Annotated in this window: 14 protein-coding genes; 7 read left to right on the top strand and 7 right to left on the bottom strand. The window is 71.2% G+C overall.

What is annotated here, in order from left to right:
• Window positions 1-129: 129 nt before the first annotated feature.
• From ftsH to AB0A69_RS30100, 3 genes are all read left to right on the top strand, one after another.
• Window positions 130-2166 (top strand): ATP-dependent zinc metalloprotease FtsH, encoded by a 2037-nt coding sequence (ftsH, locus tag AB0A69_RS30110; protein WP_361428587.1) that lies wholly within the window; start codon window positions 130-132, stop codon window positions 2164-2166.
• 124 nt (window positions 2167-2290) lie between these two features.
• Window positions 2291-2896: a GTP cyclohydrolase I FolE gene (folE, locus tag AB0A69_RS30105; protein WP_361428585.1), complete on the top strand. Its 606-nt coding sequence runs from the start codon at window positions 2291-2293 to the stop codon at window positions 2894-2896.
• A gap of 138 nt (window positions 2897-3034) precedes the next feature.
• Window positions 3035-4045, top strand: a complete 1011-nt coding sequence (locus AB0A69_RS30100; RefSeq protein WP_361428583.1) for an aldo/keto reductase — start codon at window positions 3035-3037, stop codon at window positions 4043-4045.
• Between the two features lie 25 nt (window positions 4046-4070).
• Here the strand turns inward: AB0A69_RS30100 and AB0A69_RS30095 are convergent, their stop codons facing one another.
• The 6 genes from AB0A69_RS30095 to AB0A69_RS30070 form a co-directional block, all read right to left on the bottom strand.
• A complete protein-coding gene (locus tag AB0A69_RS30095) occupies window positions 4071-4547 on the bottom strand; it encodes a DUF3180 domain-containing protein (protein WP_361428581.1) in 477 nt (158 codons plus the stop codon).
• A gap of 59 nt (window positions 4548-4606) precedes the next feature.
• Window positions 4607-5206, bottom strand: a complete 600-nt coding sequence (gene folK / locus AB0A69_RS30090; protein ID WP_361428579.1) for a 2-amino-4-hydroxy-6-hydroxymethyldihydropteridine diphosphokinase — start codon at window positions 5204-5206, stop codon at window positions 4607-4609.
• Window positions 5203-5562 carry a dihydroneopterin aldolase gene (folB, locus tag AB0A69_RS30085; protein WP_355363069.1) on the bottom strand — a complete coding sequence of 120 codons (360 nt, stop codon included), beginning with the start codon at window positions 5560-5562 and terminating at the stop codon, window positions 5203-5205. The genes folK and folB overlap by 4 nt, the downstream gene beginning before the upstream one ends.
• A 134-nt stretch (window positions 5563-5696) precedes the next feature.
• The gene (locus AB0A69_RS30080) at window positions 5697-6161 is read right to left on the bottom strand and encodes a nuclear transport factor 2 family protein (protein WP_361428576.1); all 465 of its coding nucleotides are present in this window, start codon (window positions 6159-6161) and stop codon (window positions 5697-5699) included.
• Window positions 6158-7018 carry a dihydropteroate synthase gene (gene folP, locus AB0A69_RS30075; protein ID WP_361428574.1) on the bottom strand — a complete coding sequence of 287 codons (861 nt, stop codon included), beginning with the start codon at window positions 7016-7018 and terminating at the stop codon, window positions 6158-6160. The genes AB0A69_RS30080 and folP overlap by 4 nt, the downstream gene beginning before the upstream one ends.
• Before the next feature lie 49 nt (window positions 7019-7067).
• Window positions 7068-8909, bottom strand: coding sequence for a phosphatidylglycerol lysyltransferase domain-containing protein (locus AB0A69_RS30070; RefSeq protein WP_361428572.1), 1842 nt, complete (start codon window positions 8907-8909; stop codon window positions 7068-7070).
• Window positions 8910-9057: 148 nt separating this feature from the next.
• On the opposite strand from AB0A69_RS30070, the gene AB0A69_RS30065 reads away from it, so the two are divergent.
• Window positions 9058-10182 (top strand): alpha/beta hydrolase-fold protein, encoded by a 1125-nt coding sequence (locus AB0A69_RS30065; protein ID WP_361428570.1) that lies wholly within the window; start codon window positions 9058-9060, stop codon window positions 10180-10182.
• On the opposite strand, the gene AB0A69_RS30060 is transcribed toward AB0A69_RS30065, so the two are convergent.
• Window positions 10175-11317 (bottom strand): betaine/proline/choline family ABC transporter ATP-binding protein, encoded by a 1143-nt coding sequence (locus AB0A69_RS30060; protein WP_361428568.1) that lies wholly within the window; start codon window positions 11315-11317, stop codon window positions 10175-10177. The genes AB0A69_RS30065 and AB0A69_RS30060 overlap by 8 nt on opposite strands.
• Before the next feature lie 124 nt (window positions 11318-11441).
• On the opposite strand from AB0A69_RS30060, the gene AB0A69_RS30055 reads away from it, so the two are divergent.
• From AB0A69_RS30055 to AB0A69_RS30045, 3 genes are read left to right on the top strand one after another with little or no spacing between them, the layout of a single operon-like run.
• Window positions 11442-12128 carry an ABC transporter permease gene (locus AB0A69_RS30055; RefSeq protein WP_361428566.1) on the top strand — a complete coding sequence of 229 codons (687 nt, stop codon included), beginning with the start codon at window positions 11442-11444 and terminating at the stop codon, window positions 12126-12128.
• A gap of 3 nt (window positions 12129-12131) precedes the next feature.
• Complete coding sequence (locus AB0A69_RS30050) at window positions 12132-12824, top strand: ABC transporter permease (protein ID WP_361428564.1); 693 nt, start codon at window positions 12132-12134, stop codon at window positions 12822-12824.
• A complete protein-coding gene (locus AB0A69_RS30045) occupies window positions 12824-13807 on the top strand; it encodes an ABC transporter substrate-binding protein (RefSeq protein ID WP_361428562.1) in 984 nt (327 codons plus the stop codon). Before AB0A69_RS30050 ends, AB0A69_RS30045 begins: the two co-directional genes overlap by 1 nt.
• Window positions 13808-13861 lie beyond the last annotated feature (54 nt).

The raw sequence follows: 13861 nt of genomic DNA, 5'->3' as shown, positions 1-13861 counted from the left end.
CTTCCCGCCGTTGGAGCATGGGAAGGCGGTCGCGGGTGACAATGCTGGGGTACCGTCCGAAGAACAGTCTTTTCTCATAGCAGCATTTACCTACGGGCAGGAGGGACGGGGCGTCATCGCTCCGTATGGATGGACGTGAAGCGATACTTCCGTGGGCCGGTCATGTGGATCGTGCTGGCCGTCCTCGCCGTGGTCGTGTTGATGCAGGTCGTCGGCTCGTCGGGCGGCTACAAGACGGTGGACACCGGCAAGGTCGTCCAGGCCATCGACAAGAACCAGGTCGAGCAGGCCAAGCTCACCACCGGCGACGAGCAGATGATCAAGATCGACCTGAAGGACGGCTTCAAGGTCGACAATTCCGACAAGGTCCAGGCGAGCTACATCGGCACGCAGGGCTCCGACCTGGCCGCCACGCTGCAGAAGAAGTTCGCGGCGGGTGAGATCGAGAAGAGCTACACGGTCTCGCCGTCGAAGCAGTCGCCGTTCGTCTCGGTGCTGCTCTCGCTGCTGCCCTTCGTGCTGATCGTCGTGGTCTTCCTGTTCCTGATGAATCAGATGCAGGGCGGCGGCTCCCGGGTCATGAACTTCGGGAAGTCCAAGGCCAAGCTGATCACCAAGGACACCCCGAAGACGACCTTCGCCGACGTGGCGGGGTCCGACGAGGCCGTCGAGGAGCTCCAGGAGATCAAGGAGTTCCTCCAGGAGCCGGCGAAGTTCCAGGCCGTCGGCGCCAAGATCCCCAAGGGTGTGCTGCTGTACGGCCCGCCCGGTACGGGCAAGACGCTCCTCGCGCGCGCCGTCGCGGGCGAGGCCGGCGTGCCGTTCTACTCGATCTCCGGTTCCGACTTCGTCGAGATGTTCGTCGGTGTCGGTGCCTCGCGTGTGCGCGACCTCTTCGAGCAGGCCAAGGCGAACGCCCCGGCGATCGTCTTCGTCGACGAGATCGACGCCGTCGGCCGGCACCGCGGCGCGGGCCTCGGCGGCGGTCACGACGAGCGCGAGCAGACCCTCAACCAGCTGCTCGTCGAGATGGACGGCTTCGACGTGAAGGGCGGCGTCATCCTGATCGCCGCCACCAACCGGCCGGACATCCTCGACCCGGCGCTGCTGCGCCCGGGCCGCTTCGACCGGCAGATCGCCGTCGACCGCCCGGACATGCAGGGCCGCCTGGAGATCCTCAAGGTCCACCAGAAGGGCAAGCCGGTCGCCCCGGACGTCGATCTGGCCGCCGTGGCCCGTCGTACGCCCGGCTTCACCGGTGCCGATCTGTCCAACGTCCTGAACGAGGCGGCGCTGCTGACCGCACGCTCGGACAAGAAGCTGATCGACAACCACATGCTGGACGAGGCGATCGACCGGGTGGTCGCGGGCCCGCAGAAGCGGACCCGGATCATGTCGGACAAGGAGAAGAAGATCACCGCGTACCACGAGGGCGGTCACGCCCTGGTCGCGGCGGCCTGTCCGAACTCCGACCCGGTCCACAAGATCACCATCCTGTCCCGTGGCCGGGCCCTGGGCTACACCATGGTCCTGCCGGACGAGGACAAGTACTCCACCACGCGCAACGAGATGCTCGACCAGCTGGCCTACATGCTGGGCGGGCGTGCGGCCGAGGAGCTGGTCTTCCACGACCCGACCACGGGCGCGGCCAACGACATCGAGAAGGCGACCGCGACCGCGCGGGCCATGGTCACGCAGTACGGCATGACCGAGCGGCTCGGCGCGATCAAGTTCGGCGGCGACAACAGCGAGCCCTTCCTGGGCCGCGAGATGGCGCACCAGCGCGACTACTCGGAAGAGGTCGCCGCGCTCGTCGACGAAGAGGTCAAGAAGCTCATCGAGACCGCGCACAACGAGGCGTGGGAGATCCTCGTCGAGAACCGTGACGTCCTCGACAACCTCGTCCTGCGGCTGCTGGAGAAGGAGACGCTCGGCAAGGAGGAGATCGCCGAGATCTTCGCCCCGATCGTCAAGCGCCCGGCCCGCCCGGCGTGGACCGGCTCCTCGCGGCGTACGCCGTCGACGCGGCCGCCGGTGCTGTCGCCGAAGGAGCTGGCGCTGACCAACGGTGCGGCGGGTACGGCCGGGACGAACGGCTCCGGCCCTTCCGACACCACCACCGCCCCGGCGGCGGAGCCGGTCACGGAGGACCGCCCCGAGGCGTAAGCCCCGGTACGGCCGGGAAGCGCCCGGAAGCCCCGGAATGAAAGCCGCGCCCCCCAGGTTCTAGCCTGTGGGGGCGCGGCTTTTCACATACGCGCGTACTCAGGCAATACGGAACGAGGCACACATGACCGACCCGGTGACTCTGGACGGCGAGGGCACGATCGGCGTGTTCGACGAGAAGCGCGCCGAGAACGCCGTACGCGAACTCCTCATCGCGGTCGGCGAGGACCCGGACCGCGAAGGCCTGCGGGAGACCCCCGCCCGGGTGGCACGCGCGTACAAGGAGATATTCGCGGGGCTGTGGCAGGAGCCCGAGGACGTCCTGACGACCACCTTCGACCTCGGTCACGACGAGATGATCCTGGTGAAGGACATCGAGGTCACGTCCTGCTGCGAGCACCACCTGGTGCCCTTCCGGGGCGTCGCCCACGTCGGGTACATCCCGTCCGCCAGCGGCAAGATAACGGGCCTGTCCAAGCTGGCCCGGCTCGTGGACGTCTACGCCCGCCGGCCGCAGGTGCAGGAGCGCCTCACCACGCAGATCGCCGACTCGCTGATGAAGATCCTGGAGCCCCGGGGCGTCATCGTCGTCATCGAGTGCGAGCACATGTGCATGTCGATGCGCGGCATCCGCAAGCCCGGCGCGAAGACGATCACCTCGGCGGTGCGCGGCCAGCTGCGTGATGTGGCGACGCGCGCGGAGGCGATGAGCCTCATCATGGCGGACTAGGCACCGGAGTAGGCGCCTGAGTAGACGTCGGAGGGGTCACCGGGTTAGTCGCCGGGGTGGTCAACTCCCTTGTTTTCAGCCATCTTTCATGCCGGACAGATGGTGGACGCGGTCCGTCGTGCCGTGAAGACTCTCCGCATGACGATCACGAACGAGCAGTCGACGCCGTTGCCCACGCGCTCGCTCGGCGGGCTGGAGGTGTCCGCCCTCGGCTTCGGCGCGATGGTGCTGTCCCCGGGTGTGTACGGCGAGATCGACGACGAGCGTGGTGAGCGGGCGCTGCTCGCCGCCGTCGACGCGGGCGCCACGCTCATCGACACCTCCGACGGGTACGGCGCCGACGGCCACAACGAGCGGCTCATAGGCAAGGCGCTGCGCCGGCGGCGCGACGAGGTCGCCCTCGCCACCAAGTTCGGCTTCCGGCTGCCCGAGGGCGTCGAGCCGCACACCTTCCCGGTCGGCTTCGCCTTCGGTGAGCTGGCCGTCAACGCCGACCCCAAGCACGTACGGGGCTACGCCGAGGCGAGCCTGCGGGAGCTCGGCACCGACCGGATCGACCTCTACTACCCGCACTTCCCCGACCCGCAGGTGCCGCTGGAGGACACCGTCGGCGCGGTCGCGGACCTGATCCAGGCGGGGCTGGTCCGCCACCTCGGCCTGTCGAACGTCACCGCCGAGCAGCTGCGCGCCGCGCACGCCGTACACCCGGTGGCCGCCGTCCAGACCGAGTGGTCCATGTGGCGCCCGGTCGACCCCGAGCTGCTCGCCGCCGCCCACGAGCTCGGCGTGGGCCTGGTGGCCTGGTCCCCGCTCGGCGCGGGGTTCCTCACCGGCACGGTCGGCGAGGTGAAGGAAGGCGACTTCCGGCAGCAGATGCCGCGCTTCAGCGCCGCGAACCACCAGGCCAACAACGACCGCTTCGCGCCCGTCCGGGGCATCGCCGCCGAGCTGGACCTCACCCCGGCGCAGCTGGCCCTGGCCTGGCTGCTGGCCCAGGACCGGCACGTGGTGCCGATCCCGGGCAGCCGCACTCCCGCCCACATCGAGGAGAACCTCGCCGCGGCGCGCGTCGAGCTCCCCTCCGACGTGCTGGACCGGCTGTCGGGGATCCTCGCCGAGACGGAGGTCGCGGGCGGCACGCTGCTGTAGCGCGGCACCCCGGCGGCCGGGTGGCTCAGCCCGGGGACGGGACCTCGTCGTCGTCCTCCGGCAGCCTGCACACCCGCTCCAGGAACATCGCCGCCGCGATCACCGCGATACCCGCCGCCACCGAGAAGCCGGCGTAGATCGCCTGGTCGCGGCGGGCCGGGACGTCGAGGGAGCCGAGCAGGAAGACGCCCGCCCCGCCGTACATGCCGCTGACCAGGGCGGTGACCAGGGCACTGGCCTGGCCGAACACCACCGCGCGGGCCGCCATCAGCGGCTCGACGCCCTTCGCCCCCGGCCGGCGCTCGCGCTGGGCGCGCAGGCGGGAGCGGAGCGAGAGGGCCGTCGCCAGCAGGACGACGGCGATCGCGGCGAGGACGATCGGCGCGGCGAGCGGGACGCTCGGCAGGGTGCCGAACGACTCCCACAGCCGGGCGCCGCCCCAGGAGAGGATGCCGGCGACGGCGAAGAGTCCGGCCAGTACCTTGAGCCGCAGTTGCTTCACCGGGTGTCCTTACGTGGTGGCCGTGGTCGGCGCCGTACGGTCTGCGTCCTGATCAACGACTACTCCGGCAGCCGCAGTTCCAGGTCCGCCCGGGCGAGGACGCCCTCCCTGCCGACGGCCGTCAGCAGGTCGGCGACCGCGCCGGCGCCGGGCAGCTGGGCCTCCGGGTCGACGTCGTGCCACGGAGCCAGCACGAAGGCGCGCTCGTGGGCGCGGGGGTGCGGCAGGGTCAGGACCGGGTCGTCGGAGACGACGTCCGCGTACGCCACGATGTCGACGTCGAGGGTCCGGGCGCCCCAGCGCTCCTCGCGGACCCGGTGGAAGGCCTCCTCCACGGCGTGCGCCCGCTCCAGCAGGGACGCCGGGGGCAGCGTGGTCTTCAGCATGACGACCGCGTTGAAGTACGACGGCTGGGAGCCGGGGTCGACGCCCCACGGCTCCGTCTCGTACACGGGCGAGACCGCCTTGACCCGGACGCCCGGTGTGTCCTCCAGAGCGTCGATGGCGCCCTGCAGGGTCTCCAGGCGGTTGCCGAGGTTGGAGCCGAGGGCGATCACGGCCCGCTTGGGGTTGGAGAGCGTGATGTCCGCGGCGTCGACCTGCTCCACCACGGAGGCGGGCACCGGCTGTACCGTCGGGTCGCTCTGCGTGCTCTTCATGCGCGCCTCCGTGTGATGGTGATGGTGACGTCGTCGAACGGGACGGTGATCGGGGCGTCCGGCTTGTGCACGGTCACCTCGACCTCCTGGACCCCGCCGTGCTTCAGGCACTGCTGGGCGATGCGCTCGGCGAGGGTCTCGATCAGGTCCACCGGCTCCCCCTGCACGACGTCCACGACCTCCTCCGCCACGATGCCGTAGTGCACGGTCTTCGCCAGGTCGTCGTCGGCCGCCGCGGGGCGGGTGTCGAGGCCCAGCACCAGGTCGACGATGAAGGTCTGGCCCTCCTCGCGCTCCCGGGGGAAGACGCCATGGTGCCCACGGGCCTTGAGGCCGCGCAGCGCGACACGATCCACGCGAATCACTCCTGCTGTCGTTGGTCGGGCGGGCACACGGCCGGGTGCGGTCGACGCGCGTTGCCACCACTCGAATCTACCTGCGACCACCGACAGCGCCCGCCCACGGGCCTCGCTTGTGCCCGCCTACCCACTCAGGAGCCGTTCTCGTCGTCGTCCTCGTCGCCGGATTCGGCCAGAACGGGCGAACCGTGGTGCGCCCAGATCCGCCACCCGTCGGGGGTGCGGCGGAAGACGTTCGTCGCGACGACCAGCTGGCCGACGAGCGGACCCAGCTCGGCGCCGTCCTCGGCGGGGCCGCCGCTGAGGATGTTCTCGGTGCAGGTCACCAGGGCCGTCTCGCCGGCCACGGACACCTTCACATCGGTCAGGAAGAACTGGATGTACTCGGTGTTCGCCATGATCAGCGCGTACGAGCGGAGCACCTCGCCGCGGCCGGAAAGGACCGGCCAGCCCGGGTGCACGCAGGAGATCCCGCCGTACGCCTCGTCGAGCCACAGGTCGGAGATGGTCTCGAAGTCGCCGCGCTCCATCGCCTCGTAGAAGGCGGTGTTGGCCAGTTCGACCGCTTCCGTGTCGTTGGTGCGCGCGTCGCTCACAGGGCTCCCTCGACGGCGCGGGCGACCCGCACCGCGTCCGCGGTCGCCCGTACGTCGTGGACGCGTACCGCCCAGGCGCCCTCGTGCGCGGCGATGGCCGAGACGGCGGCGGTGGCCGCGTCCCGCTCGCGCGCCGGGGGCGGCGGCGCGCCCTCGGCGGCCAGGATGTGGCCGAGGAACCGTTTGCGCGAGGCGGCCACCAGCAGCGGGCGGCCCAGGGTGCGCAGGTCGGCCAGGTGGGCGACGAGGGCGAGGTCGTGCGGCGCCTGCTTGGCGAAGCCCAGGCCCGGGTCGACGATGATCCGCTCCGGTGCGATACCGGCCTCGACGACCGCCTCCAGGCGCGCGCGGAGCTCGGCGAGGACCTCGGCGACCACGTCGTCGTAGACGGCGAGGCTGTTCATGGTGTCGCTGAAGCCGCGCCAGTGCATGACGACGAACGCCACCTCGGCGGCGGCCACGGACGGCACCATCTCGGGGTCGGCGAGGCCGCCGCTGACGTCGTTGACCAGGACGGCGCCCGCCTCGACCGCCCGGCGTGCCACGGAGGCGCGCATGGTGTCGACGGAGACCGTCACCCCCTCGGCCGCCAGGCCGCGTACGACGGGGACGACCCGCCGCAGCTCCTCGTCCTCGTCGACGCGCGTGGCGCCGGGGCGCGTGGACTCACCCCCCACGTCCACCAGGTCGGCGCCCTGGGCGACCAGCTCCAGGCCGTGCTTGATGGCGGCCGTGGTGTCGAACCAGCGGCCGCCGTCGGAGAAGGAGTCGGGCGTCACATTGACGACCCCCATGACCGCACAGCGGTCCCACTCCGGCAGGCCCCGGGCCGTGCCACGCGCGCGCAACGTACTCATGCGTCCAGCCTAGGGGGTGTCTTGTCGATCAGGCCGGGCCCGCTGCGGCTCAGGCGGCGCGGACCTCGTGTTCCGCGCCGGGGCGGGGCAGGTGCGCGCAGGGGCGGGGCGCGGCGGCGGCGGTGCGGCGGCGGAAGGGCCGGGGGAGGGCGAGGTTCACGAAGCCCTCGGCCTGCATCGCGGCGAAACCGATGCGCGGCAGGTCGCGCGTGTTGCGGTACACCACGAAGCGGGGCTCCCAGCGGGGCCGGAACTTCGCGTTGAACTTGTACAGCGACTCGATCTGGAACCAGCGGGAGAGGAACACCAGCAGCCCCCGCCACACCCGCAGCACCGGGCCGGCGCCGAGCTTCTCGCCGCGCGCGAGGGCGGAGCGGAACATGGCGAAGTTCAGCGAGACCCGCTTGACGCCCAGCGTGGGCGCGGCCTGGAGGGCGGCGACGATCAGCAGCTCGTTCATGCCGGGGTCGGCGGACCGGTCGCGGCGCATCAGCTCCAGCGACATGCCGTCCGTGCCCCACGGCACGAAGTGGATGATCGCCTTCAGGTCGCCGTACGGGGAGCCGGCCGAGTCGTCGTCGTCCTTGTGGGCGGTGGCGATCACCGCCTCGCCGTCCGCCGGGTCGCCGATCCGGCCCAGGGCCATGGAGAAGCCGCGCTCGGTGTCGGTGCCGCGCCAGTCGGCCGCGGCGTGCCGTATGTGCTCCAGCTCGCCTTCCGTCAGGTCACGGGCGCGCCGGACCCGGGTCGTGTAGCCGTTGCGCTCGATGCGCTTGACCATCTGGCGCACGTTGCGCATGGCGCGCCCGGTGAGGGAGAAATCCGCGACGTCCACCACCGCCTCGTCCCCGAGCTCCAGCGCGTCCAGGCCGGTCTCGCGGGTCCAGACCTCGCCGCCCGTCTCGGAGCAGCCCATCACGGCCGGGGTCCAGGAGTGGGCCTTGGCCTCGTCCATGAACCGCTCGATGGCGCCGGGCCAGGCCTCGACGTCGCCGATCGGGTCGCCGCTGGCGAGCATCACGCCGGAGACGACCCGGTAGCAGACGGCCGCCTTGCCGCTGGGCGAGAAGACGACGCCCTTGTCGCGGCGGAGCGCGAAGTGGCCGAGCGAGTCCCGCCCGCCGTGCCGCTCCAGCAGTGCGCGCAGCCGGGCCTCGTCGTCCTCGGTGAGCCGGGCGACCGGGTGCTCGGGGCGGAAGGCCAGGTAGATGGTGGTGATGGCGGTGAGCAGGCCGAGCGCGCCGAGCGAGTAGCCGACCGTCCAGTCCACGCCGCCGCGGTAGCCGACGGGGCCCTCCACGCCGAGCAGGCCGTACAGGACGTGCTCCAGGCGGTCGCTCAGACTCGGGCTGCCGACGACCTTCCCGGGGTGGGCGCTGACGATGACCAGGCCCAGCGCGATGGAACCGGCGCCCATCAGGACGAAGTTGGCCAGCGCCTTCCAGCGGCTGCGCGGGTCGGGCAGGGCCGCGAACTCGCTGCGGTGGCGCAGCAGCAGCGCCAGCAGGACGAGCGAGAGCAGGCCGCCGATGACGGAGTGGCGGTAGACGAACTGGGCCACCGCGCCGACCGGCAGCAGGACCACCGCGGCGCGCCAGGCGCGGCGCTTGTGCCGCTTGAGGCCGTGCGCGAGCAGCAGGAGCAGCACACCGGCGCTGAGGGAGAGCGCCGCCGACAGCGGGCCCAGGGTGCCGGGGAGCACCTCGGCGATGGCGTGCATGCGGCTGGCCCGGAAGCGGGGGAAGACCCCGGCGGCGATGTCGATCAGGCCGATGGCCGTACAGGCCGTGCCCACCAGGGAGGGAACCTTCTCGGCGCGTGGTCCGCGCAGGACACGGCGCACCCGGCTCGGAACCGATCCCGACTTATCCCCATCTTTCGTGACAGACATCGTTTCCCGTAGCTCCGCGAGAGATTCCAGTGTTCCTTTCGGCCGCAGAATCGGTCGGCCGGAGACGTGCGCTCTCTAGGACGGCAGCCGGGGGAGGCGGGTTCATTCATCTCCGGGAAATTCTCGACGAAGAGGACCAGAACGACTCATGGGTCTGACCAGCAACAAGGTTCTGGCGCTGGCCGCGGTGGTCGCCGTGGGGCTGTTCGCCGCCACGGTGTGGCTGTGGCCCCGGCTGTCGCGCCGGGGCCTGCGCCCGGTGCTCGGCAGGGTCGGCCTGCTGCTCGCGACCCAGCTGGCGCTCTTCGCGTCGGTCGGCCTGGCCGCCAACAACTACTTCCTCTTCTACGGGTCCTGGGCCGACCTCTTCGGCCAGGAGCAGCAGATGGGCGTGGTCGTCGACCACTCGGCGGGCGGCAAGGCCGGCAAGTCCGTCAAGGTGGTCGCCGAGCTGAAGCCGGAAGGCGTGCCGGGCGGCGGGCGCCCCGCGGCGGCAGGGCAGGTCCAGAAGGTCCTCGTCGCCGGGGAGAAGTCGGGGATCACCAGCCCGGCGTACGTGTACCTGCCGCCGGAGTACTTCCAGCCGGCGTACGCGGACAGGACCTTCCCCGCGGCGGTCGTCCTGACCGGCTACCCGGGCACCGCCGAGAACCTCCTCAAGGGCCTGAAGTACCCGCGTACGGCGTACGAGCAGGTCAAGAGCGGGAAGATGCGGCCGATGGTGCTGGTGATGCTGCGGCCGACCGTGGCACCGCCCCGGGACACCGAGTGCGTCGACATCCCCGGCGGCCCGCAGACCGAGACCTTCTTCGCCGAGGACCTCCCGACGGCGGTGTCGGGCGCGTACCGCGTGGGCACGCAGCCGCGGAACTGGGGCTTCATCGGCAACTCGACCGGCGGCTACTGCGCCCTGAAGATCGCCCTGCACCACCCCGAGCGGTACGCGGCCGGGGCCGGCCTCTCCGCGTACTACAAGGCCGCCGAGGACGTCACGACCGGCGACCTCTTCAAGGGAGACCGGCGGCTGCGCGACCGCGCCGACCTGCTGTGGAGCCTGGACCACCTGCCGCAGGGGCGCTCGTCCTTCCTGGTGACCACGTCGAAGCAGGGCGAGGGGAACCTCAAGGGCACGCGCGCGTTCATCGCCAAGGTGAAGGCGCCCGCACGCGTGTCGTCGATCACCCTCGACAGCGGCGGGCACAACTTCACCACCTGGAACCGCGAGATCCCGCCCGCCCTGGTGTGGCTGAGCGGCCGGCTGAGCGCTAGCTGACCGTCTCCACGTCCACGTCCGTACGGGGGACGTCGCGCGCGTCCGCGGCCGTCGAGCGGCGCAGCGCCTCGTGCAGCCGGGCCGGGGTCAGCACGCCGAGGAAGCGGCCCCGCTCCTCGCGGTCGATGACCGCGATCCAGCCCGCGTCGTGCTGGAGCATCGTGGCGAACGCCTGCTTGAGCGAGGCGCCGACGGGCAGCCACGCCTCCATGCGGCGCGCGTGGTCGCGTACCAACCCCTTGCCGCGCGCGGCGACGTCGGCGGAGATCCAGCCGTGCAGGTTGTCCTCGTGGTCCAGGACGACGGCCCAGCGGGAGTCGAGCGTGCGGGGGAGCGGGTCGTCCAGGTGGACCACCGGCGGCTGTTCGAGGTCGCCCGGCTCGATCGGGGTGACGGAGAGCCGCTTGAGGCCCCGGTCCGCGCCGACGAAGTCGGCGACGTACGGCGTGGCGGGGGCGCCGAGCACGGTGGCCGGGGTGTCCAGCTGCTCGATCCTGCCGTGCCCGTAGACGGCGATGCGGTCGCCGAGCCGGACGGCCTCCTCGATGTCGTGCGTGACGAACAGGACCGTCTTGCGCATCTGCGACTGGAGCTTGAGGAACTCGCTCTGCAGCCGCTCCCGCACCACCGGGTCGACCGCCCCGAACGGCTCGTCCATCAGCAGCACCGGCGGGTCGGCGGCCAGGGCGCGGGCCACGCCGACGCGCTGGCGCTGGCCGCCGGAGAGCTGGTCGGGGTAGCGGTCGCCGTACGTGGCCGGGTCGAGCCCCACGAGGTCGAGCAGTTCGGCGGCGCGGGCGCGGGCCCGGTCGCGCCGGGTGCCGAGGAGGTGGGGCACGGTCGCGGTGTTCTCCAGCACCGTCTTGTGCGGGAAGAGGCCCACCTGCTGGATGACGTAGCCGATCCGGCGGCGCAGCCGGACGGGGTCGACGGCGGAGATGTCCTGGCCGTCGACGAGGATGCGGCCCCCGGTCGGCTCGATGAGCCGGTTGACCATCTTCATCGTGGTGGTCTTGCCGCAGCCGGACGGGCCGACGAGCGTGACCAGTTCGCCCTCGGCCACCTCGAACGACAGGTCGTCGACGGCGGTCGTGCCGTCGGGGTACCGCTTCGTCACACGCTCGAATCGGATCATGGTTCCCCCATTGTGGCCGGTGCGGTGTGAAGGCCATGGTGCCGTGGTGTGGCGGTGCGGGGTGATTGTCGGTGGCGGGGGTTAGGGTCGTTGGCGGGTCGAACTGGCGAACGGGGGTGAGCGGGTGAGTGCGGCGTCGAGCTGCTTGGCGGCCAACGACTGGATCTGCGCGGAGTACGTCCGCTCCCGCGCCCAGGAGCTGACCGACGCGACCGTCCAGCACGTGTGGATCACCGTCGTGTCGGTGCTGATCGGGTTGGCCGTGGCGTTCCCGCTGGCGCTGCTGGTGCGCGCCCGGCCGCGGTGGGCGGGACCGGTGCTCGGGCTGACGACCGTGCTCTACACGATCCCGTCGCTGGCGATGTTCTCGCTGCTGCTGCCGCTCTTCGGGCTGTCGGCAGCCCTCGTGGTGACGGGCCTGGTGCTCTACTCGCTCACGATCCTGGTACGCAACATCCTGGCCGGGCTCGCGGCCGTGCCCGACGAGACGCGCGAGGCGGCCCGCGGCATGGGGTACGGGCGTGGGCGCCTGCTGTGGGAGGTCGAACTGCCGCTGGCGCTCCCGGCCGTGATGGCGGGCGTACGGATGGCGACGGTGTCCACCATCGCCCTGACGACGGTCGGCGCCCTCGTCGACTACGGCGGGCTCGGCACGCTCATCACGGGCGGGCTGAAGAGCTACTTCAAGGCGCAGGTGCTCACGGCGTCGGTGCTGTGCGTGCTGCTGGCGGTCGTGGCGGACCTGCTGCTGCTCGGCGCGCAGCGGCTGCTCACCCCCTGGGCGCGTACGCGTACGGGAAAGGCGGGCTGAGGCGTGGGTGCGGTGGCCGACTCCTGGACGTGGCTGACGACCGGGGCCAACTGGCAGGGTGAGAGCGGGGTGTGGCACCGGCTCGGCGAGCACCTGTACTTCAGCGGGGTGTCCCTGCTGATCGCGTGCCTCGTCGCCCTGCCCCTGGCGCTCTGGCTCGGGCACATCGGCAAGGGCGGGGCCCTCGCCGTCAACCTCTCCAACGTGGGGCGGGCGGTGCCCACGCTGGCGGTGCTCGTGCTGCTGACGCTCACTCCGCTGGGGCGCCACGGCGACCTGCCGGTGATCCTCGCCCTGGTGCTCTTCGCGGTGCCGCCGCTGCTCACCAACGCGTACCTCGGGATGCGCGAGGTCGACCGGGCGGTGGTGGAGGCGGCGCGCGGCATGGGGATGTCCGGGGGCCAGCTCTTCCGGAAGGTGGAACTGCCGCTCGCCTTCCCGATGGTGATGACCGGTCTGCGGTCGGCGACGGTCCAGGTGATCGCCACCGCGACGCTCGCCGCGATGGCCGGCCAGGGCGGCCTCGGCCGGATCATCACGGCGGGTTTCAACACGTACGACACCGCGCAAGTGGTCGCGGGGGCGCTGATCGTCGGGGTGCTCGCCCTGGCGGTCGAGGGCCTGCTGGTGCTCGCCGGCCGGGTCCTGGACCCGGGGCGGCGGAGCGACGTATCCCTATCCGGACGGAGAACGTGATGAGTAGGACCTCGCGCCTGGCGGGTGCGGTACTGGCCGTGGCGGCGCTGACCGGGGGGCTCGCCGCGTGCGGGGGCGACAGCCTGGAGAAGCGGAAGGGCGGCGCGGACGCCGCCTCGGCCCGCGGCGGCGGCGACAAGGGCACGCTGGTCGTCGGCTCGGCCGGCTTCACCGAGTCCAGCGTGCTGGCGGAGCTGTACGCGCAGGTGCTGAAGGACGCCGGATACACCACCTCCATCAGGACCGTGGAGAACCGGGAACTGTACGAACCCGCCCTGGAGAAGGGCGAGATCGACGTCGTACCGGAATATGCGGCTACGCTTGCGGAATTCCTCAACGCGAAGGTGAACGGACCGAAGGCGTCGGAGGAGAAGCCGGTCGCCTCCAGCGATGTCACCGCCACCGTCGCGGCGCTGGAGAAGCTCGCCTCTCCGCGCGGACTGAAGGTGCTCCCGGTCGGTGGGGCGGTGGATCAGAACGCCTTCGCCGTGTCCAGGGAATTCGCCGAGAAGAACAAGCTCAAGACCCTTTCCGACCTCGGTGCCTCGAAGCTGAAGGTGAAGATCGCGGCGGGCGACGAGTGCGAGATCCGGCCGTTCTGCGCGCCGGGCCTGAAGAAGACGTACGGCATCGACGTGGCGGGCATCGACCCCAAGGGCGTCGGTACGACGCAGGCCAAGCAGGCCGTCAAGAACGGCATCGACCAACTGGTGCTGACGACCACGACGGACGCCACCCTGGAGCAGTTCGGGCTGGTGCTGTTGGAAGACGACAAGAAGCTGCAGAACGCCGACAATGTGCTGCCGGTCGTCAATGCGAAGGACGCCGGTTCGGCGGAGATAGCCGCCGCGCTCGACAAGATCACGAAGGTGTTGACGACCGAGGATCTCGTGGAGTTGAACCGGAAGGTGGACGCCGAGCGGGCAAAGCCGGTGGACGCGGCCCGGGCTTACCTGGAGGAGAAGGGGCTGATCGGGAAGTAGGCCGACCGGAAAGGCCGGCCGGTGGCGAAACATTGCCGGGCCTGTCCCCCAAAC

The sequence above is a fragment of the Streptomyces sp. NPDC045431 genome (assembly GCF_040646655.1).
GTDB lineage: Bacteria > Actinomycetota > Actinomycetes > Streptomycetales > Streptomycetaceae > Streptomyces.
The sequence above is the reverse complement of the archived record's forward strand: the minus strand, read 5'-3'. Positions and strand labels throughout refer to the sequence as shown.